Source organism: Halomonas sp. SSL-5 (assembly GCF_030708455.1).
Classification (GTDB): Bacteria; Pseudomonadota; Gammaproteobacteria; order Pseudomonadales; family Halomonadaceae; genus Halomonas.
Genome location: NZ_JAUYWF010000009.1, coordinates 33,181 through 54,444 on the forward strand (window position 1 = coordinate 33,181; position 21,264 = coordinate 54,444).

Here is a 21,264-nt window from a genome sequence, read left to right on the forward strand (position 1 = left end):
CACCTGTCTAGCGGTTGCCGAGCAATCATGGGAACTCACCGGAACCCCCGAAGCGCCGACCAGGCGCCGGGGAGCGCCGCATTCTACCAGAGCCGCCGCCGGAGGCCAATTGCCTGAATCGCTCGCCCCGCGCGTGCTGCGCGTCGCCATCCCCTCGCCGCTGCACCGCCTTTTCGACTATCGCCCTGCCCGAGAGGCGCCGGCCTGCGGCTGGCAGCCGGGACTGCGCGTCCGGGCACCCTTCGGACGCCGGGAGGTGGTCGGCATCGTGGTGGAGTGCCGCGACCGGGGCGAGCTGCCGCTGGCCGATCTCAAGCCGGTGCTGGCCTGCCTGGACGACACCCCGCTGCCGGAAGACTGGCTGTGGTTATGCCGCTTCACGGCCCGCTATTATCAGCATCCGCTGGGCGACACCCTGCACCAGGCGCTGCCGGTGCTGCTGCGCCAGGGGCGCGCGCTTGCCGCCCGCATCCGGGAGCGCTGGGCCCTCACCCCCGCGGGGCATGCCGCCGGCAGTGATGCTCTGCCCCGCGCCCCGCGCCAGGCGGCGCTGCTGGAGATGCTGCGCCAGCACCCCCACGGCCTGGCCAGCCAGGCGATCCTGGCCCAGGCCTTCAGCCGCGATCAGCTCAAGGCACTCGCCGTCAAGGGGCTCGTCGAGCGCCACGAGGAGCCGCTTACCGCTCCCCCCCTGCCCGATGCCGACCACCTGCTGGCCGACCCGGCGCTGCCGCTCAACCGTGAGCAGGCCCACGCCCTATCGGCCCTTCATGAGCGGCTCGATGCCTACCATCCCTGCCTGCTGGAGGGGGTCACCGGCAGCGGCAAGACCGAGGTCTACCTGCAGCTGATCGAGGCGGTGGTGGGCCGCGGCCGCCAGGCGCTGGTGCTGGTGCCGGAGATCGGCCTCACCCCCCAGACCCTGGCGCGGTTCCGCAAGCGCTTCCGGGTGCCGGTGGTGGCACTGCATTCAGGGCTCACCGACCACGAGCGCCTGGATGCCTGGGAGGCCGCCGCCAGCGGCCGGGCCCCCATCGTGATCGGCACGCGCTCGGCGATCTTCACCCCCCTCGCCCGCCCCGGGGCGATCATCGTCGACGAGGAGCATGACGGCTCCTACAAGCAGCAGGACGGGCTGCGCTACCATGCCCGGGATCTCGCCGTGGCCCGCGCCCACCACCACCGTATTCCGCTGCTGCTGGGCAGCGCCACGCCCTCGCTGGAGAGCCTGGCCCGAGCGCGCCGCGGCGAATGGCGTCACCTGCCGCTGACCCGCCGCGCCACCCGCCATGCCCCCGCCGGCCTGGAGCTGCTCGACCTGCGCGGACGCCCGCGTCTGGGCGGCCTGGCGCCGCCGGCGCTGGAGGCGATCGCGGAGACCCTGAAGGCCGGCCACCAGGTGCTGGTGTTCATCAACCGGCGCGGCTTCGCCCCGACGCTGGCCTGCCACGCCTGCGGCTGGCTGGCCGAGTGCGATGCCTGCGACGCCCGCATGACCCTGCACCGTCAGCCGCCGCTGCTGGCCTGCCACCACTGCGACCGCCGCCGCGCCCTGCCGGAGAGCTGCCCCGAGTGCGGCAGCATCGACCTGCGCCCCCTGGGCAGCGGCACCGAACGTACCGAGGAGACCCTGACCGGGCGCTTCCCGAAGGTGCCGGTGCACCGCATCGACCGTGACAGCACACGCCGGCGCGACGCCTTCGAGAAGGTGCTGGCCGAGGTGCGCCGCGGCGAGCCCTGCCTGCTGGTGGGCACCCAGATGCTGGCCAAGGGGCACCACCTGCCCCACGTTACCCTGGTGGTGGTGGTCAACGCCGATGCCGGCCTCTATGCCAGCGACTTCCGCGCCCTGGAGCAGGGCGCCCAACTGCTGGTGCAGGTTGCCGGCCGCGCCGGGCGCGCCGCCCATCCCGGTCGGGTGCTGGTGCAGACGATGCACCCCGACGACCCGCACCTGCGCCTGCTGGCCGAGCGCGGCTACGCCGCCCTGGCCGACCGGCTGCTGGAGGAGCGCCGTGCGGCGGCCCTACCGCCCTTCCGCTTCCTGGCCCTGTTGCGCCTGGAGAGCGCCAGGGAAGACGCCGCCGGCGCGCTGGGCAGCCGTGCCGCCACCGCCCTGCGCGGCTGGCTGGCCGAGCGCGAGCTTGCGGTGGACTGCCTGGGCCCGGTGCCGGCGCCCATGGAGCGGCGCCAGGGCCGCTACCATCTGCAGCTGATGCTGGGTGCCGAGAAGCGCAGCGCCCTGCATGAGGCCAGCGCCTGGCTCACCGCCTGGCTGGAAGCCACCCCCGAGGCGCGCCGGGTACGCTGGTCGCTGGATATCGATCCTCAGACGCTCAGTTGAACATGGCCCTCACCGCCATACACAGCAAGAAGCGCCGGGGGCAGGTCGAAGAGGGGGTCCGAGGACCAGGGAAGGCCGAGGTAGCGTACAGGGACGTATTTACAGCGCCCCCTCGCAGACCTGTCGCCGGGTAAGCTTCGAGCGAGCCCGCAGCGATTGACTCGCCAGGCTAAGCCCCGCCCTTTAAAGCCAGCGCGCAATTGTCGATAATGTTCGCCCAAATGCCCGCCGACGGGCGTGCCACACCAGCCCGACGCCACAGGACATCCGACGCCCCATGAAAGAGACCATCGTTGCGCTGCTCGAGGACGCCCTCGACTCCCTCCGGCAGCAGGGCGTGCTGCCCGCCGACCTCGCCCCGACCATCAAGGTCGACCCCACCCGGGACAAGGCGCATGGCGACTACGCCACCAACCTGGCCCTGATGCTGGCCAAGCCGGCCGACCGCAAGCCCCGCGAGCTCGCCGAGGCGCTGGTCGGCGCGCTGCCCGAGAGCGCCGCCGTCAGCCGGGTGGAGATCGCCGGCCCCGGTTTCGTCAACTTCTTCGCCGCCACCGACGCCGCCGCCCAGGTGGTGCGCCAGGTGCTGGACGCCGGCGACGCCTTCGGCCGCAGCCTCACCGGCCAGGGCCAGAAGGTGCAGGTGGAGTTCGTCTCCGCGAATCCCACCGGCCCCCTGCACGTCGGCCACGGCCGCGGTGCGGCCATCGGCGACTGCATCTGTCGCCTGCTGGAAGCGACCGGCTTCGAGGTGACCCGCGAGTTCTACTACAACGACGCCGGCGCCCAGATCAGCAACCTGGCGCTATCGGTGCAGGCCCGGGCCAAGGGGCTCGATCACGAGGATGAGGGCTGGCCGGCGGACGGCTACCGCGGCGGCTACATCATCGACGTGGCCAACGCCTACCTCGATGGCGAGACCGTGCATGCCGACGACCGCCATGTCACCGCCAGCGGCGACCCGGACGACCTGGCGGCGATCCAGGAGTTTGCCGTGGCCTACCTGCGCCGCGAGCAGGACCTCGACCTCAAGGCCTTCGGCGTGCACTTCGACGTCTACTTCCTGGAGTCCTCGCTCTACCGCGACGGCAAGGTGGAGGCGGCCGTCGAGCGCCTGATCGAGAAGGGCCACACCTACGAGCAGGATGGCGCCCTGTGGCTGCGCACCACCGATTTCGGCGACGACAAGGACCGGGTGATGCGCAAGACCGACGGGCAGTACACCTACTTCCTGCCCGACGTCGCCTACCACCTCGACAAGTGGCAGCGCGGCTTCACCACGGTGATCAACGAGCAGGGCGCCGACCACCACTCCACCGTGACCCGGGTGCGCGCCGGCCTGCAGGCCCTGGAGGCCGGTATCCCCAAGGGCTGGCCCGACTACGTGCTGCACCAGATGGTGATGGTCACCCGCTCCGGGGTCGAGGTGAAGCTCTCCAAGCGCGCCGGCAGCTACGTCACCGTGCGCGACCTGATCGACGAGGTGGGCCGCGACGCCACGCGCTTCTTCCTGGCCGCGCGCCGGGCCGACTCCCAGCTCACCTTCGACATCGACCTGGCGCGCTCGCAGTCCAACGACAACCCGGTCTACTACGTGCAGTACGCCCACGCCCGGGTGTGCAGCATGCTGCGCAAGGCCGAGGCCGAGGAGACGCCCTTCGACCACGCGTTGGCCATGCAGAGCCTAGGGCGCCTGGAGGAGGACCAGGAGAAGGCGCTGCTGAACCGCCTGGCCCGCTTCCCCGAGGCCGTGGAGCACGCCGCGGCCGCCCGCGAGCCCCAGCAGATCGCCCAGTACCTGCTCGACCTGGCCGCCGACTTTCACACCTGCTACAACGCGGTGAAGGTCATGGTCGAGGACGACGAGCTGCGTAATGCCCGCCTGGCGCTGGGGCTGGCCACGCGCCAGGTGCTGCGCAACGGCCTGGAGCTGATGGGAGTCGGCGCCCCGGAGGAGATGTAAGCCATGGCGACTCGCAAGCAGCCACCCAAGAAGCGCGGCGCCACCAACAGCCGGCGCCAACCCAGCAGCAAGACGCGCTGTGAATGGCGCCTGCCCGGCTGGGTATGGGGCCTGGCCGGCCTGGTGGCCGGCTTCCTGCTCTCCCAGCATCAGCACGGCGTGGCACCCTGGCAGGTCGAGGACTCACCGCTGGCCACGGTGCTGCCACGTAGCGCCCCGCCGGAGAGCGAGCCTGAGGCACCTGCGGAACCCAGCGAGCCGCCGATGCCGACCTTCGAGTTCTACACCCTGCTGCCGGAGTCCGAGGTGATCGCCCCGGGCGGCGAGATGCCCGCCTCCACGGCGACCCCGCCGCCCCCGGCGGATGAGACGGCGGCGAGCGACGACCCCATCGCCGAGGTGATCGCCGCCAACTTAGCCAACGACCGCCAGGCCAGCAGTGAGCCCTCCCGTGAGCCGGCCGCGGCCGCCACCAGCGCCTCGGGGCAGCGCTACATGCTGCAGGCCGCCTCATTCCGCGCGGCCGGCGATGCCCAGCAGCTGCGCAGCCGGCTGCGTGACTTCGGCCTGCTGGCCCAGGTCAGCGAGGTGAAGGCCGGGGGCGGCGAGACCTGGCACCGCGTCCAGGTAGGGCCCTACGAGGACCGCCGCGAACTGTCGCGCGCCCAGGACCTGATGGTCACCCAGGGCATCGAGCCGCTGCTGATCCAGCTCAACAACTGAGCCCGCGCCTCGCACCGACACGCGTGGCCGCTTGAATTCCGGGCCGCCTGCCCGCACCTACTCCCTCCAGACAGATTCGTCACGGCGCCCCGGCCACCCCGCGGCGCCGAAAGTCATCGGGAGCCGTTCACCCGCTCCCCCAAGGAGTCCCCCCATGACCACGATCGTATCCGTGCGCCGCGGCGACCAGGTGGCGCTGGCCGGCGACGGCCAGGTATCGCTGGGCAACACCGTGATGAAGGGCAACGCCAGCAAGGTGCGGCGCCTCTATCGCGGCGAGGTGCTGGCCGGTTTCGCCGGCGGTACCGCCGACGCCTTCACCCTCTTCGAGCGCTTCGAGGCACAGCTGGAGAAGTACCAGGGCAACCTGGTCAAGGCCGCCGTGGAGCTGGCCAAGGAGTGGCGCACCGATCGCGCCCTGCGCCGCCTGGAGGCGCTGCTCGCCGTGGCCAACAAGGACGCCTCGCTGATCATCACCGGCAACGGCGACGTGCTGGAGCCCGAAGGTGGCATCATCGCCATCGGCTCCGGCGGCAACTACGCCCTGGCCGCGGCCCGCGCCCTGCTCGAGAACACCGACCTCGGGGCCCGCGAGATCACCGAGAAATCGCTGGCGATCGCCGGCGATATCTGCGTGTTCACCAACCACAACGTCACCCTCGAGGAGCTGCCTGCCAAGGCGGGCTAAGGCCGATACCATGACCCAGATGACCCCCCGCGAGATCGTTCACGCCCTGGACCAGTACATCATCGGCCAGCAGGACGCCAAGCGCGCCGTGGCCATCGCCCTGCGCAACCGCTGGCGTCGCATGCAGCTCGAGGGCGATCTGCGTCAGGAAGTGACGCCCAAGAACATCCTGATGATCGGCCCCACCGGCGTCGGCAAGACCGAGATCGCCCGCCGCCTGGCCAAGCTGGCCCGCGCGCCCTTCATCAAGGTCGAGGCCACCAAGTTCACCGAGGTGGGCTATGTCGGCCGCGACGTCGAGTCGATCGTGCGCGACCTGACCGAGGCCGCCATCAAGCTGGTGCGCGAGCAGGCCAAGGAGGAGGTCGGCCACCGCGCCGCGGACGCCGCCGAGGAGCGCATCCTCGACGCCCTGCTGCCGCCGCCCCGCGGCCAGGAGGAGGAGCCGCGCCAGGACAGCTCCACGCGCCAGATCTTCCGCAAGAAGCTGCGCGAAGGACAGCTCGACGACAAGGAGATCGATATCGAGGTCTCCCAGCAGGGCCCCAACGTCGACATCATGACCCCGCCGGGCATGGAGGAGATGACCAGCCAGCTGCAGAGCCTGTTCTCCGGCATGGGCAAGCAGAAGACCGAGAGCCGTCGCGTGGCGGTCAGGGATGCCTTCGCCCTGCTGCGTGACGAGGAGGCCAGCAAGCTGGTCAACGAGGAGGAGATCAAGGCCCGCGCCATCGAGTCGGTGGAGCAGAACGGCATCGTCTTCCTCGACGAGATCGACAAGGTCTGCAAGGGGGGCGGCCAGTCCAGCGGTGGCGAGGTCTCTCGCGAGGGCGTGCAGCGCGACCTGCTGCCGCTGATCGAGGGCTCCACGGTCTCCACCAAGTACGGCATGGTGAAGACCGACCATGTGCTGTTCATCGCCTCCGGTGCCTTCCACCTCTCGCGCCCGTCCGACCTGATCCCGGAGCTGCAGGGCCGCCTGCCGATCCGTGTCGAGCTCAACGCCCTGACCCCGGACGACTTCAAGCGCATCCTCACCGAGCCCTCCGCGGCGCTGACCAAGCAGTACCAGGCGCTGCTGGCCACCGAGGGCCTGGAGGTGGCGTTCACCGAGGATGGCATCGAGCGCATCGCCGAGATCGCCTGGAAGGTCAACGAGGGCACCGAGAACATCGGCGCACGCCGCCTGCACACCGTGATGGAACGCCTGCTGGAGGAGGCCTCGTTCCGGGGCAGCGACATCGGCACCCCGCTGACCATCGATGCCGCCTACGTCGACTCGCAGCTCGGCGAGCTGGCAATGGACGAGGACCTGTCGCGGTATATCCTGTAACCAAGCGGCACGCCGCGGGGCACGGTATGCCCCCAGCGGCTGCCCGCGGCGCCGGGGACAGGCCGTAGCGGAGGTCCTTGCCTGGGGTGAGAAGCCCTGCTTCGAACGGGCTGGCCATGGATGGCCAGCACCGGTCCTGCAAGCGAAGCAGGACGCGAGAGCGAAGCAGGGCATCGGTAGCGCCCAGGGAGGGGTTCACAGCGCCTCCGCGAAGGCCTGTCACCGGGTCAGCCGCGTCCCCTAATGCCCAGACCCGGACGCCAACCATGCCAGCCCCCATTCCTACCAATGTCCACTACCACAAGCGGGCCTGCGAGCTGGAGCTCGGCTATGCCGATGGCCACAGCTACCGGCTATCGGTCGAGTACCTGCGGGTCTTCTCGCCCTCCGCCGAGGTGCGCGGCCATGGCCGCGATACCGCCACCCTGCAGGTCGGCAAGAAGTTCGTCGGCCTCAAGGACATCACCCAGGCCGGTCGCTACGCCCTCAAGCTGCACTTCGACGACGGCCACGACAGCGGCCTGTTCAGCTGGGACTACCTCAAGTGGCTGATCGATAATCGCGAGGCCAACTGGGCCGATTACCTGGAGCGCCTGGAGGCGGCCGGTGCCAGCCGCGAGCCGCTGGGCATAGAAATCAGGCAGCTGTAACCCGCGTCAAGACAATCGCCGCCGCGGGAGGCTACAATGGCGCCCATCCGAGGCCTTGACCTCTCCCATGCAGCGATTCGGGAGCCCCATCGCATGAGCGCCAACCAAAGCTCCAGGGACAAGCCGACCACCGATTTCGGCTACCAGGAAGTGCCCCGCGAGGAGAAGGCCTCACGGGTGGCCGACGTGTTCCACTCCGTGGCGGCCCGCTACGACGTCATGAACGACCTGATGTCGTTCGGCATCCACCGCCTCTGGAAGCGGCTGACCATCGAGCGCGCCGGGGTGCGCCCCGGCCACAGCGTGCTCGATATCGCCGGCGGCACCGGCGACCTGACGCTGAAATTCTCGCGCATGGTGGGCCCCCGCGGGCGCGTGGTACTGGCCGATATCAACGAATCGATGCTGCGCGTCGGCCGCGACAAGCTGCTCGACCATGGCGTGGGCGGCAATGTCGAGTACGTCCAGGCCAACGCCGAGTGCCTGCCCTTCCCGGACAACACCTTCGACTGCATCACCATCGCCTTCGGCCTGCGCAACGTCACCGACAAGGATGCCGCGCTGCGCTCCATGACCCGGGTACTCAAACCCGGCGGCCGCCTGCTGGTGCTCGAGTTCTCCAAGCCGCGCAACCCCCTGCTGACCCGGGCCTACGACGAGTACTCCTTCCGCCTGCTGCCGCGCATCGGCCAGGTGGTGGCCAGCGATGCCGACAGCTACCGCTACCTGGCCGAGTCTATCCGCATGCATCCCGACCAGGAGACCCTCAAGTCGATGATGGAAGCGGCCGGCCTGGAGCGGGTGGAGTACACCAACATGACCGGGGGCATCGTCGCCCTGCACCGCGGCATCAAACTCTGAGGTGGGCATGGCCTTGACCCCGACTCTGCTGCTCGCCGCCGCCGAGAGGACCCTGAACGCACTGCTGGCCCGGGACCCAGCGGCGCCCTCGCGCCTGGCCCGGCTGGCCGGCCAGCGGTTGCTGCTGCGGCTCGAGCACCCCGAGCTGGCGCTGGCCATCCATTTCCACTCCGGCGGCCTCGACCTGCTGCGCCCCGACGCTCCGCAGGAGGAGGCCTACGATGCCGTGGTCGAGCTGGACGCCGAGACCCTCGGCGCCCTGATGGGCGGTGCCTCCATGGAACGGCTGATGTTCCAGGGGCGTCTGGCGGTACGCGGCCGCATCCCGCTGCTGGAGGCGACTCGCGATCTGCTGCTCGACCTCGACCTCGACTGGGAGGGCGAACTGGCCCGCTGGCTCGGCGACATTCCCGCCCACAGCCTGGCCGAGGGGCTACGCCGCCTGGGCCGCTTCGGGCTGCGCACCCGCGAGGAGTTCTGCGCCGACCTCTCCGAGTACCTGGTCGAGGAGGCCCGCCTGCTGCCGGGCCGCCCCCAGCTCGAGGTGCTGCGCGACCACCTGACCGAGCTGGAGGTGGCCTCAGACCGCCTCGAGGCGCGACTGGCCCGCCTGCATCGGCACCTGGCGGGCAGGGTGGTGGCATGATCCTGCTGCGTCTGCTGCGCATCCTGTGGGTGATCACCCGCTACCGCCTCGACACCCTGCTGCCCCTCGAACGCCTGCCCTGGGCGCTGCGCATCCCGTTCAAGCTCTCGCCGCTGCGCCTGGTACCCATCGGCAGCCGGTCACGGGGCGAGCGCCTGCGCCTGGCGCTGGAGTCGCTGGGTCCCATCTTCGTCAAGTTCGGCCAGGTGCTCTCCACCCGCCGCGACCTGCTGCCCGAGGACGTGGCCGATGAGCTCAAGCGCCTGCAGGACCAGGTCCCCCCCTTCCCCGGCAGCGAGGCCCGCGGCGTGGTGGAGGCGGAGCTGGGCCTGCCGGTGGCCGAGGCCTTCGCCTCCTTCGACGCCGAGCCCCTGGCCTCGGCCTCCATCGCCCAGGTCCACGGCGCCCGGCTGCACGGCGGCGAGGAGGTGGTGGTCAAGATCATCCGCCCGGGTATCGACCGGGTGATGCGCCAGGACATGGCCCTGCTCTACCATTTCGCCCGCCTGCTGACCATCGTGCCCGAGGCGCGCCGACTGCGGCCGGTGGAGGTGGTACGCGACTACGAGACCACCCTGTTCGACGAACTCGACCTGCACAAGGAGGCGGCCAACACCTCCCAGCTCAAGCGCAACTTCAAGGACTCCACGCAGCTCTATGTACCGGCCATTCACTGGGAGCTGACCCGCCATCGGGTGATGGTGCAGGAACGCATCTACGGGGTGCCGGTGGCCGATCTCGCCGCCCTCAAGGCCCAGGGCACCGACCTCAAGACGCTCGCCGAGCGCGGCGTGGAGATCTTCTTCACCCAGGTGTTCCGCGACAACTTCTTCCACGCCGATATGCACCCGGGCAACATCTTCGTCTCCCGCAAGCACCCCCACGATCCCCAGTACATCGCCATCGACTGCGGCATCGTCGGCAGCCTCACCCGCGAGGACCAGGACTACCTGGCGCGCAACCTGCTGGCCTTCTTCCACCAGGACTACTACGAGGTGGCGGCGCTGCACATCGAGTCGGGCTGGGTCGGCGAGCATACCCGGGCCAACGAGTTCGCCGCCGCGGTGCGTACCGTGTGCGAGCCGATCCTCGAGAAGCCGCTCAAGGACATCTCCTTCGGCCAGGTGCTGCTGGGCCTGTTCCAGACCGCACGTCGCTTCGACATGAAGGTGCAGCCGCAGCTGGTGCTGCTGCAGAAGACCCTGCTCAACATCGAGGGCCTGGGGCGCCAGCTCTATCCGGAGCTCGACCTGTGGAAGACCGCCAAGCCCTACCTGGAGCGCTGGATGGAAGAGCGCGCCGGGGTGAAGGGCTTCTGGGCCTCGCTCAAGCGTCAGGCCCCGGAGCTCAGCCACCAGATTCCCGAACTGCCGACCCTGGTCCACCAGGTGCTCTCCCAGGCCGAACTGGAGAAGCGCCAGCGCCGACACCAGGGTGAGGCGCTCGGCGGCATCCAGCGCCACCTGGCGCATCAAGGGCGCCGCCACCGCCGGCTACGCCTGGGGCTGCTGCTGGTAGCGCTGGCGGTGGCCTGGCAGCCGCTGGCCGAGTGGGCCGGCGGACAGCCCTGGCCGGCACTGACCGCCGCGGCCATCGGCCTCGCGCTGCTGGCCTGGCACTGACCACGTTTCACGCTCGCCCTTTTCACGGAGACGTCATCGATGAGCGATATTCTCGAGCGGCTGCAGGTTGTCCTGGATCAACGCCGCGAGGCCGATCCTGCCGACTCCTACGTCGCCGCCTTGCATCACAAGGGCCTGAACAAGATACTCGAGAAGGTCGGCGAGGAGGCCACCGAGACCCTGCTCGCGGCGAAGGACGCCGAGGCCGGTGGCGATGCCGAACGCCAAGCGTTGATCGCCGAAACGGCCGACCTGTGGTTTCATAGCCTGGTGATGCTGTCGCATCTCGGGCTCGAACATGGTGCGGTGCTCGACGAGCTGGGGCGCCGCTTCGGTATCTCCGGTCACGACGAGAAGGCCGCACGCCAACCCTAGTCCGCTGGACACAACATCACTGGCCGTTCCGGGTGAGCCGGAACCCCAATCAGAGGAAGCGCTCATGTTAGGTGGTATCAGTATCTGGCAGCTGCTGATCGTACTCGGCATCATCATCCTGATCTTCGGCACCAAGAAGCTACGCAACGTCGGTACCGACCTGGGTGGCGCCGTGAAGGGCTTCAAGAAGGCGATGAGCGAGGAAGAGAAGGCCGAGAAGGCCGCGGAAGAGGAAACCGAAGAACAGGCCCAGGCCCGCGTCGACCACAAGGAAGAGACCAACACCTACGACGTCCAGGCCGAGCGAAAGCCCGAGGAACAAGAAGAGCGCAAGTAAACCGCCATGTTCGATATCGGCTTTCTCGAACTCCTGCTGCTCGGCGTGGTAGGCCTGCTGGTACTCGGTCCGGAGCGGCTGCCCAAGGCGGCGCGCACCCTGGGCCTGTGGATCGGCAAGATCAAGCGAACCGTCTCCGGCATGCAGCGCGAGATCAGCGCTCAGCTGGAGGCGGAAGAGCTGCGCCAGAAACTCGACGAGCAGCAGAAGAAGCTGGACGACAGCGTCAATCAGGTGAAGCGCGGCGTCGAAGGCATCGCCGAGCCAGAGCGTGGCTCCCGGGATACGGACAAGCGCCACCAGGATGCCCCCGCGGCGACGCCGGAGCAGCGCCTGGATGATGCCCTGTCCCGCGCCCGCGAGGGTGCCGATACGCCGCCTGACGCCGCGGCCGAGCCCTCTCCCGTCGACAAGGACGCCCCCGAACGATGAGCAACCCCGGTGACGGCCCGGAACAGCACCAGGCCCCGCTGATCGAGCACCTGATCGAACTGCGCTCGCGTCTGCTGCGCGCCGTGGTGGCGGTGCTGGTGATCTTCCTTGGCCTCTACGCCTTCGCCAACGACATCTATACCTTCGTGGCCCAGCCGCTGATGGCGCTGCTGCCGGAAGGCTCGCAGATGATCGCCACCGAGGTGGCGTCGCCCTTCCTGGCGCCCTTCAAGCTGACCCTGGTCACGGCGGTGTTCATCGCCGTGCCCTACGTGCTGCATCAGGCCTGGGCCTTCGTGGCCCCGGGCCTGTACGACAACGAGAAGGCGCTGGCCATCCCCATCCTGGCCTCCAGCGTGATGCTGTTCTACGCCGGGGCGGCCTTCGCCTACTATGCGGTCTTCCCGCTGCTGTTCGAGTTCTTCACCCAGACCGGGCCGGAGAACGTGACGGTGATGACCGATATCAACGCCTACCTCAACTTCGTGCTGAAGCTGTTCTTCGCCTTCGGCGTGGCCTTCGAGATTCCCATCGCGACATTCCTGCTGATCGCCTCGGGCGCCACCACGGTGGAGAGCCTGTCGAAGAAGCGCCCCTACGTGGTACTCGGCTGCTTTGTGGTGGGCATGTTGCTCACCCCGCCGGACGTGATCTCCCAGAGCCTGCTGGCGATCCCCATGTACCTGCTCTATGAGGTGGGCCTGCTGTTCGGCCGCCTGGCCAGGCGCAAGAAGCGCCAGCGCGAGGCGGAAGACGACTCCTAAGTTATAAGTTTTAAGCTGTAAGCCATAAGAAAACCCCCAGGCCTCAATGCTCTGGGGGTTTTACTTAAAGCTTACGGCTTACGGCTTACAGCTCCCGGCAAAGCCGGGTCAGAGATCCATCAGCTCGTCGACCCGGTCGACCAGCTTGAAGATGCCGGTGGCGGCCTCGCTGATGCGGGTGGCGAGCATATAGGCCGGCGTGGTCACCACGCGATGCTCGAAGTCCACCACGATATCCTCCACGCCGCAGCTGCGGTGCAGCCCCCCCATGGCGCTGATGGCCCCGGAAATGCCGGGATCCTGGCCGATGGTGACGGCAATACCCGAGCCCAGCAGGCGCGGCACCATCACCGGGCTGATGCACATCAGGCCGATCGGCTTGCGGGCCTCGTGAAAGCCTTCCAGGGCTTCCTTGAGCTCATCGAGTACCCGCATCTCGGCGCCATCCTCGGCGAAGCTGGAGAGGTTCTTGGCGGCGCCGAAACCGCCGGGCAGGATCACCGCATCGAAGTCGTCCGCCTCCAGCTCGGCCAGCGGCTGGATCTCCCCGCGCGCCAGGCGAGCCGCCTCGGTGAGCACGTTGCGCGCCTCCTCCTCTGCCACCTCGCCACTGCGGTGGTCGATGACATGGTGCTGGGCGATATCCGGCGCGAAGCAGCGATAGCCGAGGCCCAGCTGGTCGAGCCGCAGCAGGGTCAGGGTGGTCTCGTAGATCTCGGAGCCATCGAAGACCCCGCAGCCCGAAAGGATCACCGCCACCTGTTTGCTCATGCCTATCTCCTTGCAGGGTTCGCCTGCCGACGGCAGGACCTGTTAACGAGCTCCACACTCTAGAGCGATCCCTCGAGTGCGACAAGGCGAGACTTGACCTGAACGACTTTCGGCGCAAGGCCACACTGATATACTCGAGGACAGTCGACACCACGCTGTCACGTCATTGTCATCAACGGCCGCCAGACTACCATCGGCGGCGCCAGAGCCGGAGAGACGACCTTGAGCTTCACGACCCCACGCCAGTTCCCCGCCACCCGCATGCGCCGCATGCGCCGCGATGCCTTCTCGCGTCGATTGATGTGCGAGAACGTGCTGACACCGGCCGACCTGATCTGGCCGGTGTTCGTGATGGAGGGCGAGGGCCAGCGCGAGGCGGTACCTTCCATGCCGGGGGTCGAGCGCCTGTCGCTGGACCTGCTGATCGAGGAGGCCCGCGAGGCCGTCGAGCTGGGCATCCCTGCCCTGGCCCTCTTCCCGGTGGTGGATGCCTCGCTGAAGAGCGAGCTGGCCGAGGAGTCCTACAGCGCGAACGGCCTGGTGCAGCGCAGCGTGCGGGCCCTCAAGGAGGCCCTGCCCGAGCTCGGCATCATCACCGACGTGGCATTGGACCCCTACACCAGCCACGGCCAGGACGGCATCATCGACGAGCAGGGCTATGTGCAGAATGATCGCACCGTGGAGACCCTGCTCAAGCAGGCGCTCTCCCACGCCGAGGCCGGTGCCGATGTGGTGGCCCCCTCGGACATGATGGATGGCCGCATCGGCGAGATCCGCCGGGTGCTGGAGCAGGAGCAACTGGTCAACACCCGGATCATGGCCTACAGCGCCAAGTACGCCTCACGCTACTACGGCCCCTTCCGCGACGCGGTGGGCTCCGCCGCCAACCTGGGGCGCGCCGACAAGAGCACCTACCAGATGGACCCGGCCAACGGTGACGAGGCGCTACACGAGGTCGCCATGGACCTGGCCGAGGGTGCCGACATGGTGATGATCAAGCCCGGCATGCCTTACCTGGACGTGGTACGCCGGGTCAAGGACGAGCTCAAGGCGCCCACCTATGCCTACCAGGTCAGCGGCGAGTACGCCATGCACATGGCAGCCTTCGAGAACGGCTGGCTGGACGCCGATGGCGTGATCCTGGAATCACTGCTGTGCTTCAAGCGCGCCGGCGCCGACGGCGTGCTGACCTATTTCGCCAAGCGGGCAGCACGACTGCTCACCCAGTAGCAAGGGAGGGGACTGCGCGCCCTTCCTGGAAACGGAGAGAAGCCCATGGAAGACCGCAGCCCCGACCACGTCGCCGCCTTGACACATCAGCTGAGCGGCCCGAGCGGCGAGGAGAGCGGGAGCGATATCCCGACCCCGCGCCTCAACCAGACCCGCGCCGGCATCAAGCCCAAGGCCAGGCCCGAGGCCGATGCGGACCTGAGCGACCCGTCGCTCTACTTCAATCGCGAACTCTCCCACCTGCAGTTCAATATCCGGGTACTGGAGCAGGCCCTGGACGAGTCGCATCCGCTGCTCAACCGGCTGATGTTCCTGCTGATCTTCTCGTCGAACCTGGACGAGTTCTTCGAGATCCGGGTCGCCGGACTCAAGCATCAGGTCGCCCTGGGCGACCCCAGTACCGGGGCCGACGGCCGCTCTCCGCGGGCGGTGCTCAGCGAGATCTCGACCATCGCCCACGAGCAGATCGAACGCCAGTACCGGATCCTCAACGAGGTGCTGCTGCCGGCACTGCTGGAAAAGGGACTGCGCTTCAGGCGGCGCAGCGACTGGACCAAGGCGCAGCGTGCCTGGGTGCGCGACTACTTCGAGGGGGAGATCATGCCGGTGATCAGCCCCATCGGCCTGGACCCCTCCCACCCCTTCCCGCGGCTGGTCAACAAGAGCCTCAACTTCATCGTCCAGCTCGAGGGCAAGGACGCCTTCGGCCGCGAAGGCGGCCTGGCGATCCTGCCGGCGCCGCGCTCGTTGCCCCGGGTGATCCGGATGCCAGCGGAGCTCTGCGATGAGGGCTTCACGGAGGCCGTGTTCCTCTCTTCGATGATGCATGCCCACGCCGAGGAGCTGTTCCCGGGCATGACGGTGCGAGGCTGCTACCAGTTCCGCCTGACCCGCAACGCCGACATGACGGTGGACCCGGAGGAGGTCTCCGACCTGGCCTCGGCGCTGCGCGGCGAGCTGCTGGCGCGCCGCTACGGCAGCGGCGTGCGCCTGGAGGTGGTCGACACCTGCCCGGATGAGCTCGCCACCTTCCTGCTCAAGCAGTTCGAGCTGGAGGAGGATGACCTCTACCGGGTCAACGGGCCGGTGAACCTGACCCGCATGATGTCGCTGCTCGGCGAGGTCGACCAGCCCGAGCTCTTCTACCGCCCCTTCACCCCCGGTTTCCCGAAGAACCTCCACAAGGGGGGCAGCCTGTTCGACACCATCACCGCCGGCGATGTGCTGCTGCACCACCCCTTCCAGTCCTTCGCGCCGGTCGAGGACCTGCTCTCCGAAGCCGCCCGGGACCCGGGCGTGCTGGCCATCAAGCAGACCCTCTACCGCACCGGGGCCGACTCGCCCATCGTCAATTCGCTGGTCGAGGCGGCGCGTGGCGGCAAGGAGGTCACGGTGGTGATCGAGCTGCGCGCGCGCTTCGACGAGGCCGATAACCTGGCGCTGGCCTCGCGGCTGCAGGAGGCCGGGGCCATCGTCATCTACGGCGTGATGGCCTACAAGACCCACGCCAAGATGATGCATATCGTGCGTCGCGAGAAGGATGGCCTTCACTACTACGTGCACCTGGGCACCGGCAACTACCACTCCAAGACCGCCCGGCTGTATACCGACTACAGCCTGCTCACCGCCAACCCCACCCTCTGCGAGGACGTTCACCAGGTCTTCCAGCAGCTCTCCGGCATGGGCCGGGCGCGACGCATCGAGACGCTGCTGCATGCCCCCTTCACCCTGCATGAGGGACTGGTGGCGATGATCGAACGCGAGGCCCTGGAGGCACGCAAGGGCAAGCGCGCCCACCTGATCGTCAAGTGCAACTCGCTGACAGAGCCGAAGCTGATCCAGGCGCTCTACCGTGCGTCCCAGGCCGGCGTGGAGTGCGACCTGATCATCCGCGGCCAGTGCTGCCTGCGCCCCGGCGTGCCAGGGGTGTCGGAAAACATCCGGGTACGCTCGATCGTCGCTCGTTTCCTGGAGCACACCCGGGTCTTCTACTTCCACAACGCCGGCAAGCCGGAGGTGTGGGCCTCCAGCGCCGACTTCATGACCCGCAACATGTTCCACCGCGTGGAGACCTGCTTCCCGCTGCTGGACAAGAAGCTGGCGGCCCGGGTGCGCAAGGACCTGGAGACCTACCTGGTCGACAACTGCCAGAGCTGGCTGCTGCAGTCCGACGGTAGCTACGTCAAGCAGAGCGCCGGCGAGGCCGCGCCGATCAGTGCCCAGGAGACGCTGCTCTACGCCTATGCCGCCAAGGCCTGACCGAGCGCCGGGCTATGCCCGGCTCTCGAAGCTCGAAGCTCGAAGCTCGAAGCTCGAAGCTCGAAGACAGCATGAACGCAACCGCCCCGGCAGCCAGGCTGCCGGGGCGGTTTTTCTTACAGCTTAAGGCTTACAGCTCCCGGCGAAGCCGGGTCAGACGGCGATCGGGCCGCCATCCTGCCTCTGGATTACCACGGTAGAGGCCCGCGGGCGAACGCTACCCTGGGTCTGCTCGGTGGCATCCTCGGAGGCCGGCCAGTTGCCCGGGTGCTGGATGTTGATGAACAGTGCGGTCTTGTCCGGGGTGGCGAAGATCCCGGTGACCTCGCTGCCATTGGGCCCCACGGCGAAGCGCTTGAGGTGCTGCTGGTTCTCGGGCGTTACCACGCCGCCCTCCAGGGCACCCGGCACCACCGCCAGCACCTGGTCGTTGGTGTAGTCGGCGACGCCATCGTAGCCGTTGTCGGTCTGGATCCACAGGATGCCATCACCGTTGCCGCGATCGTCGTACCAGAGGCCGTCGGGGCTGGCGAACTGGTTCAGCTCGGTCAGGCCGGAGAGGTTGTCGGTATCCGCGGCGGCGGCACCGAAGACGAACACCTCCCACTGCAAGCGGGTGACATCGTCGCCATCCCGCCAGCGAATGACCTGTCCGGCACCGTTGCTGGGGCGCGGGTTGGGACCGTTGGTCGGCGCGGTGCCGTATCCCACGCCCAGTTCCTCGCGATTGCTGCCACCGTTGGTGAAGGTCGGCGCGGTGTCCTCGGCGGTGCGCTGGCTGTTGTTGGTCAGGGTCATGTAGACGTCGCCGGAGGTCGGGTCCACGGCACCCCACTCGGGACGGTCCATGGGGGTCGCCCCCATCAGGTCGGCGGCATCGCAGGTATGGATGATGATGCCGGCCTGGTCATCGGCGGCCAGCCCCAGTGCCTCGTGCAGGCGACGACCATCGGTGGTCACCGCCTGCGGCGTGAGCGGCAGCCACTCGCCGCTGCCATCCACGTCGAAGCGCGCCACGTAGAGCGTGCCCTCGTCCAGGTACTTGGCGCCGATCGCCAGGCGGTCGAAGTTGGCCCCGGGGCGATTGGCATCGGCCGGGCTCCAGGTGGCCTTGGAGACATACTTGTAGATGTACTCGTTGCGCGCGTCGTGGCCGGAGTAGAACACCACCGGCTTGCCGGGCTCGAGCTTGCCCACCCAGCAGCCCTCGTGGCGGAAGCGGCCCATGGCGGTGCGCTTCACGGCGCGGCGGCTGCCGTCGTAGGGATCGACCTCGACCTGGTAGCCGTAGGTACGCGCCTCATTGCGATAGTCACCGGTGGCATCTGCTGCGAATGGGTCGGTGTTGAAGCGGGCGAACTCGTCGTTCTGCTCGGAGGCGTCGCCGGCGGCGGTCTCCCAACCATAGCGACCCCGGCCCCGCGAGACGCCGAGGCGCTCGTCGTCCAGCTGCCGATCGGCGTTGCGAACGAAATAGCCGGGCCAGTTCTCCTCGCAGGCCAGGTAGGTGCCCCAGGGGGTATAGCCGTTGCCGCAGTTGTTGGAGGTACCCCGGGCCAGCAGGCCGTCCGGCGAGAACTTGGTCTTCACGTAGTCGCTGCCGGCCAGCGGACCGCCGATCTCCATCTCGGAAGCATTGGTGATGCGACGGTTGTAGGGCGAGTCGACCACATGGGTCCAGCGTCCATCGGCCTGCTTCTTCACATGGACCACCGCCACCCCATGGGCGTTGATCTCGGTACGCGCCTCATCGGCCGGACGCTTGCCCGAACGGCCATTGGTCGGCCCACCCTTGGGCGCCCAGAGCGCACCCTGGTCGATGTACTCATGGTTGATGGCGAGCAGGAACTCCCGTGATCCACTGCCATTGTTGAGGGGGAAGTGGTACATGCCATCATGGTGCATGCCGATGGCATTGGCCTGGATCTCTGGCGTCATCTCGAGGCCATCATGCCATTCCGGAACATCGCTGGTCAGGCCGGCTCCCCAGGGAATCAGCACCTGAGCCGTATACCCTTCAGGCACCACGACGCTGTCGAGCCTGGCGCCACGAATGGACTCGAATGCCAGGGTCAGCGGCTTCTTTCCCGGCGCGCCGGTGCCGCGCATGCCGGTCCGGGCATCGGGTGCCGCCAGGGCGTTCGCCGCGCCGAAGCCCATCACCGACATGGCGGCCAGGCCCAGGCCACCACGCATCATGCCGCGACGCGACACATGCTTGTCCATGATGGAAGAGAACGGCTCGTTGCCGCTCTGGTTGAAATTGCGATGATCCTCGATTTCCTTGCTCATGCCTTCCCCCTCATCGTTTCGTCAGGTTGAAACTCCGGTGCCAGATTCATTCCGGATCGCTAGGGAAAAGTACGCAGTCAAGGTGACAGATGGATTAACGAAAAAAGACGCTTTCCTTATCGAAAAAATACGCGAATGTCGCTAACTATCGATGTCATGAAAGCGTCACCATCCATTCATTAAGATGCCCGTCATGCCACCGTCACACCCGACATGACGACACCTCCTTCATGGTTCCGACTCGCCACTTCAGGGGATCAAAAGCACGCATGACGTCACGGCCGTTCTCTTCCGATTCAGACAGTGACTCCCGAGGGGCCACCGGCATCCGCCGACGCGACCTGATACGGGGTGGCGCCTTCGGCCTCGCCGCCTCGTGGCTCGCCGGCTGCGCGACCTCGGCGGCAGGCCCGACACGAAGCCTGCCGGCTCAGGCGCGTGTGGAACTGCTCTACTATGCCGATACGCTGGGCGCTCGGGCCCCGGAATACCCGGTGACGCCGGCCACTCGACTGGGACCCGCGGCGCGTCTGGGCCAGCCCCCCTGGTCCACTGCCGATTCGGCAGTCGCCATGGCGTCCGGCCCCCAGCCGCTACTGTTGCCAGGGGAGGCGAGAAGAGCCCGCCAGGGCGGCCAGGCCGCCCTGGCGGCACGCCTCGAGACACTGCGCCATACCCTGGGAAAGACGCACACCCTGACACTGGAGAACGGCCAGTGCTGGAATGGCAGCGGGCTATGCCATCTCAGCCGCGGGGAGGCCGGCCTGTCGGCCAGTCGGATGCTGGGGGCCGAGGCACGGGTCAGCAGCGATGAACGCCTGCTCTGGCCGGACCAGGTGGCCGGCCTGTATCGAGCCTTCGAAGGACCCGTTCTCGGTACGCCCGCGGCAGAACAGCCCCAGCCCCCGGGGATTGCCCCCCTGGCCCTCTTCGATCGGGGCGGCGCACGGGTCGCAGTGGTGGGTGTCACGGACCCCCATGCCAGCGACGAGACGCGCCCACTGGACGCCTGGTATCAAGCAGTCGAGCGCCGCACTCGAGAGGCGAGCGAACAGGCCGACCTGGTCATCGTGATGGCCGACTGCGGCAGCGGCGCAGGCATCTGGCTCGCCGAGCGGCTGCCGGATGCCGACCTGTTGTTGTGCGCCCGCGGCCAGGACTTCTGGCCGACCCTGGTGCCCGTCCGACAGACCCGGGGCGGGGTATTACCCGTCTGCTTCCCTGGCTGCCGCGCCACGGGGGCCTTCCAGCTGAGCTGTTTTCCAGCCGAGACGGGGTGGCGAGTGGAGGCTCGCTTCCATCCGGCCGCTCCCTCCCACATGGAAGCCGAAGAGCGCCGCCGAGCCGACGACTTCCAACGAGCCATCGAGGCCGCTCGCACGCCCTATGCCAGTTGGCTGGATGCCCCTCTGGCAACGGCCCCGGACTGGCTATGGCGGCGGGACACCGTCGGCGGCAGCTGGGATGCACTGATCACCGACGCCCTGCTTGGACAGCAGGGCATAGACCTGGCGCTCTCCCCCGGCTGGCGTCACGACATCATGCTGCCGCCCGGCACCCCCATCACCCGTGACCACCTGGTCACCCTGACCGGGGGGCATGAGGCCCGCCTGCTGAAGCTGAGCGCCAGCGCCAGCGACCTGCGTTCGCTGCTCGAGCGCGCCAGTGACCACTGTTTCGGATCGCCATCCCTGCTGGACACCTCCCAGGACCTTCCCAGGCTGAGCGGGGCGACCTGGCACTGCCGCTACGCCGGTGAGCCCGGCCAGCGCATCACGCTGGGGGAACTGTCCGGCACCCGGATGGCCACCTGGCAGCCCGGGGCCAGGGAGGGCGAAAGCCTCTGGCAGCACCTGGAGGCATACCTTGTGGACCGCCCAGAGGGCTGGCGCCTGCCTCGCCTTCCCGAGGTGCAATTGACCGGTGTCTCCGGACACCCCGGCTGGCACCCCTCCCAGCGCCCCGGTGCCTGAG

Annotated in this window: 18 protein-coding genes; 16 read left to right on the forward strand and 2 right to left on the reverse strand. The window is 68.3% G+C overall.

Annotated features, from left to right (window positions below; all coding sequences use genetic code 11):
- Window positions 1-109 precede the first annotated feature (109 nt).
- The 13 genes from RAN53_RS11650 to tatC all read left to right on the forward strand — a co-directional run bounded on the left by RAN53_RS11650 (window position 110) and on the right by tatC (window position 12,738).
- A complete protein-coding gene (locus RAN53_RS11650) occupies window positions 110-2,344 on the forward strand; it encodes a primosomal protein N' (protein WP_305796985.1) in 2,235 nt (744 codons plus the stop codon).
- A 277-nt stretch (window positions 2,345-2,621) separates the two neighbouring features.
- Window positions 2,622-4,307 carry an arginine--tRNA ligase gene (gene argS, locus RAN53_RS11655; RefSeq protein ID WP_305796986.1) on the forward strand — a complete coding sequence of 562 codons (1,686 nt, stop codon included), beginning with the start codon at window positions 2,622-2,624 and terminating at the stop codon, window positions 4,305-4,307.
- Window positions 4,308-4,310: 3 nt separating this feature from the next.
- The gene (locus RAN53_RS11660; RefSeq protein ID WP_305796987.1) at window positions 4,311-5,030 is read left to right on the forward strand and encodes an SPOR domain-containing protein; all 720 of its coding nucleotides are present in this window, start codon (window positions 4,311-4,313) and stop codon (window positions 5,028-5,030) included.
- 154 nt (window positions 5,031-5,184) lie between these two features.
- The gene (gene hslV, locus RAN53_RS11665; protein WP_161430086.1) at window positions 5,185-5,718 is read left to right on the forward strand and encodes an ATP-dependent protease subunit HslV; all 534 of its coding nucleotides are present in this window, start codon (window positions 5,185-5,187) and stop codon (window positions 5,716-5,718) included.
- A 10-nt stretch (window positions 5,719-5,728) separates the two neighbouring features.
- The gene (hslU, locus tag RAN53_RS11670; RefSeq protein WP_305796988.1) at window positions 5,729-7,051 is read left to right on the forward strand and encodes an ATP-dependent protease ATPase subunit HslU; all 1,323 of its coding nucleotides are present in this window, start codon (window positions 5,729-5,731) and stop codon (window positions 7,049-7,051) included.
- A 266-nt stretch (window positions 7,052-7,317) separates the two neighbouring features.
- Window positions 7,318-7,701, forward strand: coding sequence for a gamma-butyrobetaine hydroxylase-like domain-containing protein (locus tag RAN53_RS11675; protein ID WP_305796989.1), 384 nt, complete (start codon window positions 7,318-7,320; stop codon window positions 7,699-7,701).
- A gap of 93 nt (window positions 7,702-7,794) precedes the next feature.
- Window positions 7,795-8,562 (forward strand): bifunctional demethylmenaquinone methyltransferase/2-methoxy-6-polyprenyl-1,4-benzoquinol methylase UbiE, encoded by a 768-nt coding sequence (gene ubiE, locus RAN53_RS11680; protein ID WP_305796990.1) that lies wholly within the window; start codon window positions 7,795-7,797, stop codon window positions 8,560-8,562.
- A 7-nt stretch (window positions 8,563-8,569) separates the two neighbouring features.
- Complete coding sequence (locus tag RAN53_RS11685) at window positions 8,570-9,208, forward strand: SCP2 domain-containing protein (RefSeq protein WP_305796991.1); 639 nt, start codon at window positions 8,570-8,572, stop codon at window positions 9,206-9,208.
- Window positions 9,208-10,830 carry a ubiquinone biosynthesis regulatory protein kinase UbiB gene (gene ubiB / locus RAN53_RS11690; RefSeq protein WP_305797140.1) on the forward strand — a complete coding sequence of 541 codons (1,623 nt, stop codon included), beginning with the start codon at window positions 9,208-9,210 and terminating at the stop codon, window positions 10,828-10,830. Before RAN53_RS11685 ends, ubiB begins: the two co-directional genes overlap by 1 nt.
- A 39-nt stretch (window positions 10,831-10,869) precedes the next feature.
- On the forward strand, window positions 10,870-11,205 hold the full coding sequence (locus tag RAN53_RS11695; RefSeq protein ID WP_305796992.1) for a phosphoribosyl-ATP diphosphatase: 336 nt from the start codon (window positions 10,870-10,872) through the stop codon (window positions 11,203-11,205).
- Window positions 11,206-11,269: 64 nt separating this feature from the next.
- The gene (gene tatA / locus RAN53_RS11700) at window positions 11,270-11,542 is read left to right on the forward strand and encodes a Sec-independent protein translocase subunit TatA (RefSeq protein WP_305796993.1); all 273 of its coding nucleotides are present in this window, start codon (window positions 11,270-11,272) and stop codon (window positions 11,540-11,542) included.
- A 6-nt stretch (window positions 11,543-11,548) separates the two neighbouring features.
- A complete protein-coding gene (gene tatB / locus RAN53_RS11705) occupies window positions 11,549-11,974 on the forward strand; it encodes a Sec-independent protein translocase protein TatB (protein WP_305796994.1) in 426 nt (141 codons plus the stop codon).
- Complete coding sequence (gene tatC, locus RAN53_RS11710) at window positions 11,971-12,738, forward strand: twin-arginine translocase subunit TatC (protein WP_305796995.1); 768 nt, start codon at window positions 11,971-11,973, stop codon at window positions 12,736-12,738. The genes tatB and tatC overlap by 4 nt, the downstream gene beginning before the upstream one ends.
- A 108-nt stretch (window positions 12,739-12,846) precedes the next feature.
- Here tatC and elbB read toward each other — a convergent pair whose 3' ends face one another.
- Window positions 12,847-13,509, reverse strand: a complete 663-nt coding sequence (gene elbB / locus RAN53_RS11715; protein WP_305796996.1) for an isoprenoid biosynthesis glyoxalase ElbB — start codon at window positions 13,507-13,509, stop codon at window positions 12,847-12,849.
- A 222-nt stretch (window positions 13,510-13,731) separates the two neighbouring features.
- Between elbB and hemB the strand changes: the two genes are divergently transcribed.
- Together hemB and ppk1 are read left to right on the forward strand one after the other, a co-directional pair.
- Complete coding sequence (hemB, locus tag RAN53_RS11720) at window positions 13,732-14,739, forward strand: porphobilinogen synthase (RefSeq protein ID WP_305796997.1); 1,008 nt, start codon at window positions 13,732-13,734, stop codon at window positions 14,737-14,739.
- Window positions 14,740-14,784: 45 nt separating this feature from the next.
- The gene (gene ppk1, locus RAN53_RS11725) at window positions 14,785-16,998 is read left to right on the forward strand and encodes a polyphosphate kinase 1 (RefSeq protein WP_305796998.1); all 2,214 of its coding nucleotides are present in this window, start codon (window positions 14,785-14,787) and stop codon (window positions 16,996-16,998) included.
- 153 nt (window positions 16,999-17,151) lie between these two features.
- Here ppk1 and RAN53_RS11730 read toward each other — a convergent pair whose 3' ends face one another.
- A complete protein-coding gene (locus tag RAN53_RS11730) occupies window positions 17,152-19,290 on the reverse strand; it encodes a PhoX family protein (RefSeq protein ID WP_305796999.1) in 2,139 nt (712 codons plus the stop codon).
- Window positions 19,291-19,559: 269 nt separating this feature from the next.
- Between RAN53_RS11730 and RAN53_RS11735 the strand changes: the two genes are divergently transcribed.
- Entirely contained in the window at window positions 19,560-21,263 is a 1,704-nt protein-coding gene (locus RAN53_RS11735; RefSeq protein WP_305797000.1) for a hypothetical protein, read from the forward strand.
- Window position 21,264: the final 1 nt, after the last annotated feature.

What these genes read in the sequence shown, in the direction of transcription:
- argS (WP_305796986.1), top strand. Translation starts at nt 2,622, where the DNA reads ATGAAAGAGACCATCGTTGCGCTGCTCGAGGACGCCCTCGACTCCCTC.
- RAN53_RS11660 (WP_305796987.1), top strand. Translation starts at nt 4,311, where the DNA reads ATGGCGACTCGCAAGCAGCCACCCAAGAAGCGCGGCGCCACCAACAGC.
- hslV (WP_161430086.1), top strand. Translation starts at nt 5,185, where the DNA reads ATGACCACGATCGTATCCGTGCGCCGCGGCGACCAGGTGGCGCTGGCC.
- hslU (WP_305796988.1), top strand. Translation starts at nt 5,729, where the DNA reads ATGACCCAGATGACCCCCCGCGAGATCGTTCACGCCCTGGACCAGTAC.
- RAN53_RS11675 (WP_305796989.1), top strand. Translation starts at nt 7,318, where the DNA reads ATGCCAGCCCCCATTCCTACCAATGTCCACTACCACAAGCGGGCCTGC.
- ubiE (WP_305796990.1), top strand. Translation starts at nt 7,795, where the DNA reads ATGAGCGCCAACCAAAGCTCCAGGGACAAGCCGACCACCGATTTCGGC.
- RAN53_RS11685 (WP_305796991.1), top strand. Translation starts at nt 8,570, where the DNA reads ATGGCCTTGACCCCGACTCTGCTGCTCGCCGCCGCCGAGAGGACCCTG.
- RAN53_RS11695 (WP_305796992.1), top strand. Translation starts at nt 10,870, where the DNA reads ATGAGCGATATTCTCGAGCGGCTGCAGGTTGTCCTGGATCAACGCCGC.
- tatA (WP_305796993.1), top strand. Translation starts at nt 11,270, where the DNA reads ATGTTAGGTGGTATCAGTATCTGGCAGCTGCTGATCGTACTCGGCATC.
- tatB (WP_305796994.1), top strand. Translation starts at nt 11,549, where the DNA reads ATGTTCGATATCGGCTTTCTCGAACTCCTGCTGCTCGGCGTGGTAGGC.
- tatC (WP_305796995.1), top strand. Translation starts at nt 11,971, where the DNA reads ATGAGCAACCCCGGTGACGGCCCGGAACAGCACCAGGCCCCGCTGATC.
- elbB (WP_305796996.1), bottom strand. Translation starts at nt 13,509, where the DNA reads ATGAGCAAACAGGTGGCGGTGATCCTTTCGGGCTGCGGGGTCTTCGAT.
- ppk1 (WP_305796998.1), top strand. Translation starts at nt 14,785, where the DNA reads ATGGAAGACCGCAGCCCCGACCACGTCGCCGCCTTGACACATCAGCTG.
- RAN53_RS11730 (WP_305796999.1), bottom strand. Translation starts at nt 19,290, where the DNA reads ATGAGCAAGGAAATCGAGGATCATCGCAATTTCAACCAGAGCGGCAAC.
- RAN53_RS11735 (WP_305797000.1), top strand. Translation starts at nt 19,560, where the DNA reads ATGACGTCACGGCCGTTCTCTTCCGATTCAGACAGTGACTCCCGAGGG.